General features: G+C 42.8%; 13 protein-coding genes and 1 other annotated feature. Of the genes, 10 read left to right on the forward strand and 3 right to left on the reverse strand.

Annotated features, from left to right (window positions below; translation table 11 throughout):
* Nucleotides 1-31: 31 nt before the first annotated feature.
* Nucleotides 32-1,198, forward strand: a complete 1,167-nt coding sequence (locus NSQ29_RS09375; protein ID WP_341124874.1) for an aminotransferase class I/II-fold pyridoxal phosphate-dependent enzyme — start codon at nucleotides 32-34, stop codon at nucleotides 1,196-1,198.
* Between the two features lie 4 nt (nucleotides 1,199-1,202).
* On the opposite strand, the gene NSQ29_RS09380 is transcribed toward NSQ29_RS09375, so the two are convergent.
* On the reverse strand, nucleotides 1,203-2,849 hold the full coding sequence (locus tag NSQ29_RS09380; protein WP_341124875.1) for a glycosyl hydrolase family 28-related protein: 1,647 nt from the start codon (nucleotides 2,847-2,849) through the stop codon (nucleotides 1,203-1,205).
* 194 nt (nucleotides 2,850-3,043) lie between these two features.
* On the opposite strand from NSQ29_RS09380, the gene NSQ29_RS09385 reads away from it, so the two are divergent.
* The 6 genes from NSQ29_RS09385 to NSQ29_RS09410 all read left to right on the forward strand — a co-directional run bounded on the left by NSQ29_RS09385 (nucleotide 3,044) and on the right by NSQ29_RS09410 (nucleotide 10,034).
* Nucleotides 3,044-3,988: an NAD-dependent epimerase/dehydratase family protein gene (locus NSQ29_RS09385; RefSeq protein WP_341124876.1), complete on the forward strand. Its 945-nt coding sequence runs from the start codon at nucleotides 3,044-3,046 to the stop codon at nucleotides 3,986-3,988.
* Nucleotides 3,989-4,015: 27 nt separating this feature from the next.
* Entirely contained in the window at nucleotides 4,016-5,134 is a 1,119-nt protein-coding gene (locus NSQ29_RS09390) for an acyltransferase family protein (protein WP_341124877.1), read from the forward strand.
* A 354-nt stretch (nucleotides 5,135-5,488) separates the two neighbouring features.
* Nucleotides 5,489-6,544 carry an LLM class flavin-dependent oxidoreductase gene (locus NSQ29_RS09395; protein WP_339796376.1) on the forward strand — a complete coding sequence of 352 codons (1,056 nt, stop codon included), beginning with the start codon at nucleotides 5,489-5,491 and terminating at the stop codon, nucleotides 6,542-6,544.
* An 81-nt stretch (nucleotides 6,545-6,625) separates the two neighbouring features.
* Nucleotides 6,626-7,306, forward strand: a complete 681-nt coding sequence (locus tag NSQ29_RS09400) for a Crp/Fnr family transcriptional regulator (protein WP_076286739.1) — start codon at nucleotides 6,626-6,628, stop codon at nucleotides 7,304-7,306.
* A 112-nt stretch (nucleotides 7,307-7,418) separates the two neighbouring features.
* Complete coding sequence (locus tag NSQ29_RS09405) at nucleotides 7,419-8,231, forward strand: DNA alkylation repair protein (RefSeq protein WP_340970559.1); 813 nt, start codon at nucleotides 7,419-7,421, stop codon at nucleotides 8,229-8,231.
* A gap of 252 nt (nucleotides 8,232-8,483) precedes the next feature.
* The gene (locus NSQ29_RS09410) at nucleotides 8,484-10,034 is read left to right on the forward strand and encodes an acetamidase/formamidase family protein (protein WP_341124878.1); all 1,551 of its coding nucleotides are present in this window, start codon (nucleotides 8,484-8,486) and stop codon (nucleotides 10,032-10,034) included.
* Nucleotides 10,035-10,110: 76 nt separating this feature from the next.
* Here NSQ29_RS09410 and NSQ29_RS09415 read toward each other — a convergent pair whose 3' ends face one another.
* A complete protein-coding gene (locus NSQ29_RS09415) occupies nucleotides 10,111-10,557 on the reverse strand; it encodes an Lrp/AsnC family transcriptional regulator (RefSeq protein ID WP_339265270.1) in 447 nt (148 codons plus the stop codon).
* Between the two features lie 151 nt (nucleotides 10,558-10,708).
* Nucleotides 10,709-10,939: a binding site (T-box leader), on the forward strand.
* Between the two features lie 138 nt (nucleotides 10,940-11,077).
* Between NSQ29_RS09415 and tyrS the strand changes: the two genes are divergently transcribed.
* From tyrS to NSQ29_RS09430, 3 genes are all read left to right on the forward strand, one after another.
* On the forward strand, nucleotides 11,078-12,337 hold the full coding sequence (tyrS, locus tag NSQ29_RS09420; protein ID WP_060624193.1) for a tyrosine--tRNA ligase: 1,260 nt from the start codon (nucleotides 11,078-11,080) through the stop codon (nucleotides 12,335-12,337).
* Between the two features lie 204 nt (nucleotides 12,338-12,541).
* A complete protein-coding gene (locus tag NSQ29_RS09425; RefSeq protein ID WP_042189061.1) occupies nucleotides 12,542-12,829 on the forward strand; it encodes a hypothetical protein in 288 nt (95 codons plus the stop codon).
* A gap of 210 nt (nucleotides 12,830-13,039) precedes the next feature.
* On the forward strand, nucleotides 13,040-14,284 hold the full coding sequence (locus NSQ29_RS09430) for an anaerobic sulfatase maturase (protein ID WP_341124879.1): 1,245 nt from the start codon (nucleotides 13,040-13,042) through the stop codon (nucleotides 14,282-14,284).
* A 65-nt stretch (nucleotides 14,285-14,349) separates the two neighbouring features.
* Here NSQ29_RS09430 and NSQ29_RS09435 read toward each other — a convergent pair whose 3' ends face one another.
* Nucleotides 14,350-15,549: an ROK family protein gene (locus NSQ29_RS09435; protein ID WP_341124880.1), complete on the reverse strand. Its 1,200-nt coding sequence runs from the start codon at nucleotides 15,547-15,549 to the stop codon at nucleotides 14,350-14,352.
* Between the last annotated feature and the right edge of the window lie 21 nt (nucleotides 15,550-15,570).

Below are 15,570 nucleotides of genomic sequence, written 5' to 3' on the forward strand. Positions count from 1 at the left end.
TAAAGCATCCAAATGGAGAAAGGAGCAAGGCATGAGTATTCGTCAACCACGCATTCTACCACGAATCTTGTTATCCCCACCGCATGTAAGTGGACGTGAACAGGCTTATTTGGAGGATGCAATTCATTCTGGCTGGATCGCTCCTATCGGACCACAAGTCGATGCTTTCGAGCGGGAGATGGCCGACTATACAGGTTCAAAGGGTGCACTTGCATTAAGCTCTGGAACAGCAGCAATTCATCTTGCACTACGTCTAGCTGGCGTTTCTCAAGGAGATTACGTGATTTGTTCGACGCTTACGTTCGTAGCTAGTGCCAATCCTATTTTATATTTGGGGGCTACACCTGTATTCGTAGACTCAGAACCAGAAACATGGAATATGTGTCCACTAGCCTTTCAGCGGGCCTGCCAGGATTTGAATGATAGAGGGATACTGCCTAAAGCAGCTGTTATTGTCAATTTGTACGGGCAGAGCGCAGACATGGAGCCAATTGTAGAAATCGCGAATCATTACGGTATTGTTTTAATAGAAGATGCTGCGGAATCCCTCGGTGCCTTTTATCACGGAAAGGCCAGTGGTACTTGGGGCCGCTTCGGAATCTATTCTTTCAACGGGAATAAAATTATTACAACCTCAGGTGGAGGTATGCTTGTATCGGATGATACCGATGCATTAGATCAAGCCCGTTTCTGGTCTACCCAAGCACGTGACACTGCTCCACACTATCAGCATTCCGAAATGGGTTATAACTACCGGCTAAGTAACCTGTTGGCAGCCATAGGACGAGGGCAACTGGAGCTACTTGAGGAAAAGGTCGAACGACGTAGATATATTTCTCAAGTGTACTCAGATCGATTGGGATACATTCCGGGTCTTCATTTCATGCCGGAAGCGCCAAATTGTCGCAGTACACGCTGGTTAAGTGCGCTAACGATTGATGAAGAAATCGCAGGCTTCTCCGCTAATCAACTCTTAAAGTGCCTGGAATTCAACAATATAGAAGCTAGACCTGTATGGAAACCACTACATTTGCAACCTCTGTTCGAGAACGCCTTCTATTATCCATACATGGAGGGACATAGTGTATCTGATCAATTGTTCACAAAAGGTGTATGTCTACCTTCTGGTAGCTCTTTATCGGATGATGATCTGGTACGCGTAATGGATGCGATAGAGTCTTGTATTCAGAACCGCTGAAAAATTACTTAGCAATCCATCCGTTAGCACCAGTGCCGCTTTCCTTCACATAAAAAGTGGCTTTCGCTACACCATCTGTTCGCATAGCCAGACTGCCAATCGGAGCGGTAATCGTTCCCTCAGGCGATCCTTCCACAATAAATACTGCAGGAAGTAATGTTCCACCAACGAGTCGGACTGCCCGTTTGAAGTTGCCATAGGTAGAGAACCATTCAGTTAAAGCATACGGATTATACAAGGTACCAAGAGAAGTACCCTGCATGGCAACCAATGTTTCGAATTCTAGAATGCGTTTTACCTTTACAGAACGGGTATCAAACACTGCTACATTGTTCAGGTGCAGGAAGGACTTAGCTGCACCATAAGATGACGCTAGCACGACTTGATTGGTCCCGCTGTTACGGACAATCATATTGTCGACAGTAACCATCGCGTCAGACTCTGTTGTGAATAATTGTAAGGTACTGCCCGTTAAGTCCTGTGCATCTATCGTCCCCACATAAAGATCTCCTCCGTCGATTCGGACTCCGCTTGCTAAGGTGGAACCCGAGCCGTACATCCCTAACGAGCCGATATGCAATCTTGGTTTTCCTCCAGCAGCATTAAACGCAGCGTAGATCGCAGGGCCGCCAATTCCATCGAACTTTGCGCTTCCGATATCAATAAATTGTGAATAGATCGTTTGTAGACCGTAATTAGCTTTATGATCCGTCGAGCGAATAGACAAATGGTTGATTTTTAGCGTCAATCCATAGGACAGCAATGCTGGACTTATTGATCCACTTACACGCATATCTAGTGAACCGATGTCGAGAGTCCAGAGTCTCGTTATCTCATCTGAAAGTCCAGTTGTCATATCATTGCCGAAACCAGTTGTTGTCAAAGAGTCGAATCGTTGATAAAAGCTACGCGTTCCCTTGAAGATGTCGGGTTCTACGTCGAGTGAATTGGCGCCATTAAACCCAGGTGCACCACCTCGACTGTTATTTAATACCGCTCTGTTGACATGAAGCTGGTCTACAAAATGAACTACAAAGTTCTTTCGACCAGCCGTTTCACAGTACGCATATCCGATATGCACATTAACGGATGGGATATCTTCTGTCCCTCCAATGAAAATATTATCACCATAACAATCATGAGAGTACACCGATTCGATCGTTATATTTTGCGAAGAAGAAATGAACAAGCCATGAAGTTGATCGTTGACGGCTGTTTTAACAGTCGAAGCACTTCCGTCTATTTCGAGGCTGCCGGATATCGTGATGTTTGCGGCATTTAACATAACAAGAACTCGAGTATCCGATGGTGGGTTAGGGGCAAGCACCAATTTTGAGCCGGCTTCAAAGCTTAGGTTAGTTCCGGTTGGAATACGAAGACACCACCAATCTAGGACTGAAGGGTTACGCATGTGGCCGGAAGAGACTTTATATACACCAGGCGGAAAAATAACAACCTTGCGTTTGGCATTTCCAGCATTAATTGCATTTTGAATCGCGACGGTGTCATCTTTGGTACCATTCCCTGTAGCTCCATAAGATCGAACATTCACGTAACCGTTAGTTTCAGGATCTAATTTAATAGAAGTGACTGCTCCGTCCGCAATAACGGACGTTGTTACAGAATTATCTGGAATAGGTGCAGTTGCCATATACTTCACTCCTTTATTTTTTGATTTGAAATATAAGGCTAAGTTTCACGTTATAAATCATCCTTATATTTCTACGAGTAACGGTTGTCGTCCATAAAGAATGACAACATCGTTTCTTCTTAAGTATTTTATGTGAACTTTTCTACAGATGCATGGTACAAAGAGCACTTTACAGGGCGAAAGGAGTTTTTTATTTGAAGGTATTAGTAACTGGGGGGCTTGGTTTTATTGGGTCACATGTTGTTGACCGGCTTATAAGAGAGGGGATCGAAACTGTAATTGTAGATAATGTATCGGGTGCTTCCGGCTCATTCTATAGAAATCCTTCCGCTGTTTTATATCCGTACGACATTCGGGACGAGACTCTGGGTGAAGTCTTTATCCGTGAGAAACCGGATGTGGTCATTCATCTGGCTGCACAGATTGACGTAAGAGAATCTCAGCGCAATCCATTGTTTGATGCGAATGTGAATATTGTTGGCACACTTAACGTCCTGCGGATGTGTGAGGCCCATCAGGTTGAAAAGATCGTGTACGCCTCGTCGGCCGCTGTATACGGTAATCCTGAATATTTGAGCATTGACGAGAAACATCCCTTAAATCCTGAATCTTGTTATGGGGTATCAAAAAGTGTTCCTGAGTCTTATATTCGGATGTTTGCCAGCATGCATGGGCTGAAGTACACCATTCTTCGTCTTGCGAATGTATATGGACCTCGACAAAGCTCGCATGGTGAAGCTGGTGTCGTTTCGATTTTTCTGGATCGCATAAAGCAAGGCAAGGAGCTTGTGATTTATGGGGATGGAGAACAGACCAGGGATTTTGTCTATGTTGAGGATGTTGCACAGGCGTTTGTAAATGCGGCTTGTACAGATGAGAATGCGGATAATCAGATCATAAATATTAGCTGCGGGGTGGCGACCTCCATTAATACGATTGTAGAGATGATAGGCGGTATTACAGGTCGGGAATCCCAGACAACCTATGAACAGGCTCGACCGGGAGATATTCTTCACAGCTACTTAAACAATAGTAAAGCAAACGAGTTGATGTCCTGGTCACCTCACCATGATCTTCACCAGGGACTCAAGAAGACAATTGCAGCCCGATTGACTGTAGGCAGTGCTGTGGACCATTAATCGCAAATATCGAAAGGGGTTATCCCCATGGAACGAAAATTAAATTCGGAAATGTTTGTTCTACGAAGTATTGCCTGCTTAAGTATAGCGCTGTTACATGCTTTATATCGAGTCTATGACGATGGGAACACGCCTTGGGTAGAGTCAGTGGGTCTACTGCTTACATTTGGCACACCGGTATTCGTATTTATCTCGCAATTCGTATTGTCTTTTGCATACCCGGGCGGAATTCCCGCGAAATTTTGGGAGAAACGGATCAAGTATATTTTGCTTCCTTACTTTTTTTTCGGAGCTTTGTACGCAGGGTTAAAAGGATTGGATATGGCGGGCAGTGAGGGGATTCCGCTTCTTCAAGCTTTTTGGTACTTTCTCTGGCGTCATTGGTTACTTGGCGATTTTCATGGCTACTTTATCCTAATTATCTTTCAGTTTTATGCCTTGTTCCTCTTATTTCAAAAGCATGCCAAAAAATTCACTCCACGCTCTATACTGATTGCGACATTCGTTATTAATGTGGCTTACTTAGGTTTTTTCAATTTCACCAAACCCGTAGATACGGTAGCTGCTCAATATATTTGGGATAAATTGTATTGGGTTTTCTCTCCGGGGTGGATTTTCTACTTTACTGTGGCTTATTACTTGGGGCGAAATGAGGCTTGGTTCCGGGAAAAATTAAAACAGTTCCGTTTAGCTGTCTACGTGCTTCCAGTTGTAACAGGCGCGTTTGTGCTATTCGTGAATGGGCAAGGCTGGATTACGGCACATAGTTCCAAGAGAATTGATATGTTACTTTTCGCCATGAGCATGATTCTACTACTCTTCACAGTGGCTTCCTCATTGAAAAAAGTGCCGCGTGTGCTGGAGTGGAGCAGTAGATACTCCTTCGGCATATATTTGCTTCACCCGTTGTTGTTGGCTTTATTCGTCAAACTTCCTTCTTCGTTCGGGTTGCAAAACCTTGGACTATTCAGTGTGCTTCTCCAATTTGTCGGATGTGTGGTTGGATCGGCGATCATCATGAACATAGCGAATCGTATTCCAGGCGGAGCCTTTGTGTTCGGTCGAGTGGGGATTGGAATCAATCAGAGAAAACCCCCGAAACCGCTGGATAAGCCCATAAACTCTAGTATAGGGAACATGAACTAGCTAGAAATTGACCACTAAACTTCCGTTTTTCATGTGATTAGTGGTCTTTTAATATTGTCTTGGCTCTTACATCGCACTAGTTTCGGACCGTATAGTTCTTATTTCCATAAAAACACACATTTTGGTAGTGGGTTTGGGCAAAAAGCAGCATCTGAGTCCGATAATCTCACAAAATGGCCAAAACCATTAAAATAAGGGCTCCTCAGACCGATCAATAATCGAGGGGATCTGAAATAGTTGGAATTATCGGTGAATCCTATTATAATGGGTTTCTTGATTAAATGTAATTATGAATATTCAAACATTTACATCCAGAGAATAATGCATCGTGCAGAACTTTAGGAGGAAACGAGAGTGGAACTTGGAATAAGTACCTTTGTCGAGACAACGCCCGATGTCCAAACGGGTGAGACAATAAGTCATGCGGAACGACTACGTGAAGTAGTGGAGGAAATTGTACTTGCCGAAGAGGTGGGACTAGATGTATACGGAGTGGGCGAGCATCATCGTAATGATTATGCGGCTTCATCACCTGCGGTTGTGTTAGCGGCAGCTGCATCGTTGACTTCAAAAATTCGTTTGACCAGTGCCGTAATGATCCTGTCTTCAGCAGATCCCGTACGTGTATTTCAAGATTTTGCAACGCTAGATGGCATTTCGAATGGGCGTGCAGAAATTATGATCGGCCGCGGCTCGTTTACAGAGTCTTTTCCATTATTCGGCTATGATCTGAAAGATTATGAGGAACTCTTTAATGAGAAGCTGGAATTGTTATTAGCCATCCAAAAGTCAGAAAAAGTAACCTGGAGTGGCAAACATCGAGCAGCCATAAACAATCTGGGGATTTACCCGCGTCCGGTTCAAGATCCGTTACCGATTTGGATTGGGAGTGCAGGTAGTCCAGAGTCTGCGATCCGCACTGGAGCATTAGGTTTACCTTTTGTATTAGCTATTATTGGAAATGTTCAACCGCTTGATTATGCGAAGCATGTGCAGCTCTACAAAAAAGCAGCGGCTGAAGCCGGATATGATCTTTCAAGCCTGCCTATTGCCTCGCACTCACACGGGTTTATTGCTGAGACTAATGAGTTAGCACTGGAGAAATTTTTCCCTTCAACGCATGCTCGGACCAATGTGCGGGCGAAGGAAAAAGGGACACCCCCATACCATCGTTCCGATTACGATGCAGCATGCAGCTTTGATGGCGCTCTGTACGTAGGTGATCCAGAAACCGTTGCGAACAAAATCATTCATCTTCGCAAGCATGTGGGAATTACGCGATTCTTTTTACATATGCCCCACGGTACAATGCCTCATGAGGATGTTATGCAGGCGATTAGACTGCTGGGAACGGAAGTAGCTCCTCGTGTTCGTGAAGAAGTAGCGCGCTGGGAAGCAAGTAATCGTTAACGAATAAGCTGCGTCCTTAGGACGTGGCTTTTTTTGTGCGGTATACTAAAATAACGAATAACGTTATATAAGGGAGGGGCAATGGAGACTATTCATTATTTATCTCAATTCAATTTGCTTCAATCGTTAGCGTTGGAAGATCTAATGGAAATGGAAGAGTTAACTCGAATAACAGTAGTTCCGAAAAATACATATATCCAGACACCGACAACCTTCTCTGAAGGATTATTTTTTGTGAAAAAAGGAAAGGTGCGTTTATACCGATTGAATGCGGATGGGAAGCAGTTTACTTCGGATATTCTGAGTGAGGGTAATGTTTTTGGTGAAATGAACGTGATTTCGTTTGGAACCAAAGATCATTACATTGAAGCCATGGAAGAGTGTCATATCTGTACAATTGATCCTGTAAGATTTGAAGAATTCGTAGCTACTCGACCTAGATTTTTGATGTCATTAATGCAAGTATTGAGTGATCGTATAAAAAGTATGAGTCAGTTAACTCAAAACCTAGCCATCGGAAATCTGCATGATAAAATATTGTGCGTTCTTTTAAAGCTATCGGATCAACTAGGCGTTAAAAGTGAGGATAATTATTATAAAATCAATGTTCCACTGTCACATCAAGAAATCGCCAATTTGATTGGTGCGAGCAGAGAAGCGGTTACTGTGGCATTGCAAGAATTGGTAAAAGCTGAGGTGCTTCAGACTGGGTTCAAAACTATACGTATCCATCATGATAAGATTTTGGAAAGAAATTTATAAAGATTATGAGTTGTAAATGAGATTACATCTTTATGGTTAGAAATACCCGTATCCTAGATATAAGAAGAAGGTTATCCAAGCCTTTAAAATCATAGGTGAAGGGAAGATTTATATGGAGCATAGGAAGGGAGCTCGAAAAGTTAGCGATATTCCTGCTGATGTTGTTGGACTATTGCATAAAGGACAATTACAGACTGTAAATCTAACGGAATGGCTTGCTGTGGACCATATGGTCTTGATAGAAAATGTACTGGACGAGCTAGGTTTTGGACAGGAATCCGAACCAATTTTACAAAGGCTTCGCGATTCATCGGAAAAGAAAATCATGAAACTCATACCGGCTATCGCGCGGGAGTGGCAACAGGTATTGGAGTGCAAATCAGAGGTGGAACAAGTCCGAGTATTCTCAGCATTAGCACAGCATCGTTCCGATAGTGTCCGCTGTTGGGCTGCCTATATGATCGGTCTAAATCAATCTTTAAGTCTATCGCAAAAGCTAATGGATATCCGTCCCTTTGCAGCGGATGATCATTTTGGGGTACGTGAGATTTCATGGATGGCTTTAAGGGAATCGGTCATTGCAGAATTGGATGAATCCATTAAGTTCTTAGAGAGCTGGGTTCATGATCAAGATACGAACATAAGGAGATATGCAATCGAATTGACGCGGCCACATGGGGTATGGGCGAAGCATATTACTGCGCTAAAAGAAAACCCAGCAATAGCACTTCCATTATTAGAACCACTTAAGTCAGATCCGGCAAAATACGTTCAGGATTCTGTAAGTAATTGGTTGAACGATGCGAGTAAAAGCAATCCAGACTGGGTGCAACAGCTTAGTGAGAAGTGGTTAATTTCTTCGGATTCCAAGGAAACGAAACGGATTGTAAAACGGGCAACAAGGAGTATTACTGATCTACGTTGAAAATGAAGTATCGTTTTAGAATGGATGATAAACGTCAAACACTATGGCTAATTAGCTAATAAGTGTTGGCGTTTTTTTATTGTACCGAAGAAGGAGGCTTGGATAATTAAAGATATCTAATAGTTCTGATTTATTATTTAAACCTAGAAGCGTATAAATGTTTATATTGTTAATCTGGAATCCATCTGTTATACTCAAAAACACAAAATGTTATAAAATCTAACATTGAATTGAGTTGAGGAGGATTTGACTATGAAAAGACAAACGTTTCTGAAGGTTGGTGTCATTTTATCAGCGGTTTTGCTAGCGGGATCGTCAACAGATGTTATTTTTACTGACACGATGGAAAGCGCGTATAAACCGAAAACGCATGTTCTAAAAGCGAATTCGGAGACCGTTCGCTGGGGGAATATTGGTAAAGGTGATCCAGCTTTAACAGTACAATCGGGAGATATTGTGACGGTCGAGGCCATTACGCATCATTCCGGTGATGATTACGATCGGATGATTAAAGGGGATGCGGGTGTTGAAGATATTTTTCACTGGATAGAAGGGGAGAAGAACGAAGCGCTTCGTGGACCAGGCGTACATATTTTGACGGGACCTATCGCAGTAGAAGGCGCTGAGCCAGGGGATGTTCTGGAAGTGAAGATTCTGGACATGAAGCTGAGACCTAATGGAAATGACAAATATGCAGGCAAAACCTATGGCGTGAATGCCGCGGCGAACTGGGGTTATCTATACGGAGATATGGTGGAGGAGCCGAAAAAACGTGAAGTGGTCACCATCTATGAGATGGATACTGAAGGTGGGACGGATTATGCAACAGCTGTTTATAACTACAAATGGACAGTGCAAACCGATCCGGATGGTCAAGTGCACCCGACAATCGACTACCCAGGTGTAATTGTAGACCATAATACGATTGATAAGAACTTTGATGTATTGAAAGGTATAAAGATTCCAGTACGTCTCCACTTCGGCACGATGGGTGTGGCGCCTAAAGAAGCGGATATTGTAGATTCAGTACCTCCTTCATACAATGGTGGCAACGTTGATGATTGGCGGATTACTGAAGGTGCAACGATGTATTATCCTGTATCCGTACCGGGTGCGCTACTGTCAATTGGTGACCCGCATGCCGGCCAAGGGGATTCCGAGATTAACGGAACTGCGATCGAGACATCAGTTACTGGTGATATACAAGTCATTCTTCATAAAAAAGGAACGCTTAACCAAAAACTGAGTGGGTTAAGTTTCCCTTTACTTGAAAATGAATACGAATGGGTTGTGCATGGCTTCAGCTACGCCAATTATTTGGAGGAGCTGGGGGCTAGTGCTCAGACGGATATTTTCAAAAACTCGTCCATCGACAAAGCAATGAAGGATGCCGCTCACAAAACAAAAGATTTTTTAATGGCTGGAATGGAATTGAGCGAGGATGAAGCGTACTCACTGATGTCTGTGTCCGCGGATTTTGGAATTACACAGGTAGTGGATGGAAACTGGGGTGTGCATGCTTTGATCGATAAAGGCCAATTCGGTGATTCGGAGCGCAAGGCAGTGGGATTACGTAGCAGCTTTGAAAGCTTTGGTGCGAAGGTGAGCTGGAAGCCGACTACTCAGACAGTAACTATAAGCTACAATAATAATGTTCTAGAGATGAAAGTCGGGGCGACGAGAGGAATGTACAATGGAGAGATCGTTAAGCTCGTTGCTCCAATAGAAGTTGTAAAAGAGAAGGTTCAGGTCAGCGAATATTTCGCGAAATTTTATAAAGCTAAGTTATCTAAAACAGAGTAGGTCGAATTAGCAATCATTTCATAAACATAATAAGATCCAAACCAGCGAAGAACCGTCTTAAAGTCGGTTCTTTTTTTTATATATTTAGACCATCCTGATTTTTGTGGCGTTTTAATAAGATTTGGTTTTCTACACGGACTAGACCATCCAGACAGTAGATGGATTCATGCATAAACCGTTCCATCTCTTCAAGGTTCTCAACTAGAATGTGAATGTGAAGAATGCACGGCCCTGTCATTTCATAAAGTACGGCTACGCATTCATTTTCTTTTAGGACTCTAACAATATGATTTAAATGGGCAGGCTCCACTTCAAGCTCTAGATACGCCGAAATTTTCTTTCCTAATTTTTCTGCGTTGATGACGATTGAGAATTGTTCAATAATTCCTTGATTGACGAGCCGATCAATACGATCCTTAACCGCGACACTTGATAAATTAACTTCTTTAGCTAGATCGGTGTAGGAAATTCTGCTGTTTTGAGTTAGGCGTTCTAAAATATGATTATCGATTGGATCAAGCATACGGAGTCGTTCACCTCTTTTTTTGTAATTGTAACAGAAAAAAATAGGCAATGCCTAGTAGTGCGTCACAGCAGGAGTGTGTCTCAGCATTCTTAGCTTAAGATGTTGACATTGAAGAATTATTTCACTATACTGGCTGTAATCTTATATACGATATACGTTGAAGAAGCCCAGTAGTAGCTTAGTCCCTGTTTCAGAAAGCCGGGGGTTGATGAAACCCGGTACACACTAAGAGTACGAATTACACTTTGGAGTATCTCGGCTAACACCGAGCGGAATGGCGAACGATATCTCGTCACGAGTGGCATCAATGCTGTGTTTTAGCATTAGCGTTTCATTGGTGCAATCTGGGTGGTAACACGGTTATTCAATCGTCCCTATGTCTACAATAGACAAGGGGACGATTTTTTTGTTTTAAATATAAGGATTTATAAGTTTCTCTTCATCAACTATCCTTATATTCGCTTGGCGGACTGATGATTCGTTATAGGATATCTACTAATTTAAGGGGTGTTAGGCAATGAATATTATCGATGAACTAGAATGGCGCGATGCCATCAATCAACAAACCGATGCCGAAGGGCTTAGAGAATTGACCAACCAGAAATCCGTTTCGGTGTACTGCGGTGTAGACCCGACGGGTGACAGTATGCATATTGGTCACTTGATTCCGTTCATGGTACTCAAAAGATTCCAGCTTGCAGGACATCGTCCGGTTATGCTAATTGGCGGTGCTACAGGTACGATCGGTGATCCAAGTGGACGTCAATCCGAGCGTTCATTGCAGACGCTGGAGCAAATCCAAGCTAACGTAGATGCCCTTACCGCACAAATGAAAAAACTGTTCGTTACTGATGGCGACAATCAAATTCGTATGGTGAATAACTACGATTGGACGCATAAAATCAATGTGATCGAATTTTTGCGTGACTATGGTAAGAACTTCAGCATCAATTCGATGCTTGCCAAAGATGTTGTAGCGAGCAGATTGGACAGCGGAATTTCCTTTACAGAATTCTCCTACCAAATCCTGCAATCCCTAGATTACCTGCATCTGTACCAGCATGAAGATGTGCAGCTGCAAATTGGTGGCTCCGATCAATGGGGCAACATTACAAGCGGTCTGGATCTGATCCGTAGAAAAGAAGGACCTGAAGCAAAAGCATTCGGTCTAACGATCCCGCTTATGTTGAAAGCTGATGGAACAAAATTCGGTAAATCAGCTGGAGGAGCAATCTGGCTCGATCCAAACAAAACGACTGCGTTTGAGTTCTACCAGTTCTGGGCGAACACTGATGACCGTGATGTTGTGAAATACTTGAAGTACTTTACATTCCTATCAAAAGAGCAAATTGATGCACTTGCGGAAAAAGTACAGACTGAACCGCATAAACGCGAAGCACAAAAAACACTTGCTGAAGAAATGACCAGATTCGTGCATGGTGAAGAATTGCTGGAGCAGGCTAAACGTATTACTGCTGCTCTGTTCAGTGGAGATATCAAATCCCTAACTGCTGATGAGATCGAGCAAGGCTTCAAGGAAATGCCGACCTACGAAACTACACTGGAATCTAAAAATATCGTAGAGTGGTTGGTTGATCTCGGTATCGAGCCGTCTAAGCGTCAAGCACGTGAGGATATCACCAAAGGAGCAATCTCCATGAATGGTGAGAAAGTTAGCGACGTAGCACTGGAAGTTACAGCTAGCGAAGCTATCGGCGGCCGGTTTATCATTATCCGTAAGGGTAAGAAAAACTACAGCTTGGTGAAATTGTCTTAAAAATAAGAGCCTTCCTTATGAATAAGGGAGGTTTTTTGTTGTATTTTAAGTATAGAGGCGGATCATTTGCATATTAAGTGAAATTTGAAAGGTGAAATAGCGAAAATTATGGTAAGCTTAGGATTCGTGTGATTTATGGATTAACATGATATTCTACAACTATAACAGAAAATTAGGAGTGGTAATTTGAGAAGACAAAAACCAATGACCATGGAAGAATTGATGAATGAGTTACAAGGACAGAAAACGTATCAAGAAGATCCCAATCACATCTCTTTCGAGAAATTGTTTAATGAAGCGTTTATGAGTAAGTATTCCAATTACAAAAGTTTCGATGAGTTTGTAACCAAAGGAAACTTTCAAGTAAAGACAGAAGAAGATGTTGCTGACATACCTGATGAACTTTTTGATCGTCATGTAGTTAGAGAAACTAAATTTGCGGATTGGAAATCAATGTTGGAAACAGCGAATAAGGAATACGTCCGTAATTAAAAAAAAGTGTCTGGTAATGCTCTATTTATCTTCAAAGAAAATACACTCCCCATTGTTTTAACAGACAATGGGGAGTGTATTTTTTTATCTCCAGAAATTCGATTAACTATGATGTTTTACTCATCGTTGATGCACATACCTATGATTTAATTGAAGAAATAGGAATTAGGTTTCATAAAGGTTGTATTTATATAGGAGGGGCAGAATCGTATGACAACTTGCATACAGACCTCGAGGCCTGAGACTCTTCATGTCATGTGGAAAACCGTCTCAGAGGATTGTAATCTAGCCTGTGATTATTGCTATTACAGTACTGCCGGGGGACATCCTCATCATCCGATCCGAGTGATGGATACGGTTCTTCTGGAGCGGTTTATCGCTCAGTACATGAAAAGATCATCTGGTATAGCGACTTTCTCTTGGCAGGGAGGGGAGCCGCTATTAGCCGGACTTCCATATTTTGAACGCGTGATTTCACTCCAAGCTAAGTACGCTCCACCTCATACGATGATCAGTAATGCGCTGCAGACCAACGGAACGCTAATTCATGAGAAATGGGCGAAATTTTTTAAACGGTACAACTATTTGGTTGGGATTAGTGTGGACGGTCCTGAGACTATTCATGATGCACATCGTATAACGGGTTCGGGGAAAGGTAGTTATGATCTAGTTATGCGTGGGATTCGTCATTTACAGAATGAGGGTGTGGACTATAGTATTCTGACGGTGATTCATGAAGATAACGTGACGAAACCAGATGAGTTGATGGCATTTTATCTAGAACATACCTTTCCGAATATTCAGTTTATCCCCTGCATGGATTTTGTTTCTCAGAAAAGTGATGTAGCGGGACGTTTCCGAATTACACCTGAACAATACGGAGTCTTTTTATGCCGTACATTTGACCTTTGGTACAACGGTGGGTATCCAGAGCTTCCTATTCGTATTTTTGAGAATATGCTTCTTGTATTCATGCATCGTGAGGCAGAGTTATGCGTTCACAACTCATGTTGCCCGAAGATGATGGTGCTTGAAACGAACGGGGATGCCTACCCTTGCGATTTCTTTATTGATGAAGAGCATAGGCTAGGAAATATCGGCCAAACTGACCTGGAAACACTGCTAACCAGCCCCATATATGATGACTTTTTGTTAATGAAACCCAATATGAATGAATCATGCTATAAGTGTGAGTACCTTAGCTTTTGCAATGGGGGATGTCCGCGCAACCGGAATTGGCTTGATGTTCATGATCGTACTGAGGTTGATTATTTCTGCCGTAGTTATAAAATGTTCTACTCATATGCCTATGAACGGATGATACTGCTAGCAAACCGACTTAAATCGGAGCAGATGCTGGAGTTCAGGAAAAGTGCCAAACCACTTCCAGGTAGAAATGATCCATGTCTCTGCGGAAGCGGGAAAAAATTTAAGAGTTGCTGTCAACCACTATAGCTCAAATTAAAAAAAGGCTGTCCCAACAATCATGCAAATGGTTGTGGGACAACCTTTTTATTATGTTAAAGAACCATTTGATTTCTCACCATAATAGCCGCACCAGTCACCACAGCTTCTTCTTTTAATGTACCTAGGGAGAAGTGAGGTTGGTATTCAGGATAACGGTAAGTGTTTCGCTGTGCCACTTCAACCGCCGTTTGGAAAAACAACTCGTGAGAGTGGATGAGCGCACCACCTAGAATGATGGTCCCAGGATGAAACAGGTTGATAACGTTGGCGAGGCCAATACCGAAGTGAATGGCGGCTTGAGTAAATAATTCACGCGCATGTGGATTACCGTCTCTAAAGGCTTGTACCAATACATCATAAGTTAGTTTCTCAGGCGCCACTTTATATCTTTGGAAGATCAGATCGTTGTCTATTTTCGCCTCTGAGCGCGCACTTTGTTCTAGCGCCTGCACAGATACGAATGCTTCCAGAGCTCCGTAGTTCCCTTCATTATTTAATCGGGGTCCATCTGTCTGGATAATCATTTGACCAATGGCATCTTCCATATCCATCGTGCCATGAACAATACTTCCATGCGACATCATCGCATAGCGGAGTCCTGCTCCAGCATGAACATAGAGCATATGTTGAATGTTAGCGTGACGGATGGACCATCGTTCTCCAAGGAGTGCGGAATTGGCACCGTTGTCGAGTAAAGCTTTGAAGCCCGTTCGTTCCTCCACCAGTTTGCAAATAGGGAGATTGTTCCAGCCTGAAGCAGGGAAGTGTAGCGGTTTTAAGATTAAACCATTTTCCCGGTCAAGCGGTCCCACGGCTCCTATTCCTATCCCGATAATTTGACTGTCCTTCAGCTGATGGTCTCTAAGGAAAGCGCGTATTTGATTACTTATGTGATCCATAAATCTTTCAGGTGTGAATGCCTGATCCATTCGCCAGTGAACAATTGATTTTGGGTTCATTTGCATATCAAATAAACCAAGGGAAGAATACAGCCTGGAAATTTCTAAACCGATGATGTAGCCGTAGGAAGGATTGATCTGGTATAAAATAGGTCTTCTGCCTCCGCTAGATTCCCCGAATCCGCATTCTATCAGCAAGCCTTCTTCCGTCATTTCATCTAATATTCGGGTCATTGTGCTTTTGGTAAGTGAAAATGTTTGTAGAAGATCTAACTTGGAAACTGTGCCTTGTTCGGCGATTCGGTCGTATAGGAGTTTCTTTGGGGATGGAATGTGTGTCGAGCGCTTTTCCACGATAAACCTCCAAGCTATATA

The organism is Paenibacillus sp. FSL F4-0236 (genome assembly GCF_038000135.1).
Classification (GTDB): domain Bacteria; phylum Bacillota; class Bacilli; order Paenibacillales; family Paenibacillaceae; genus Paenibacillus_AQ.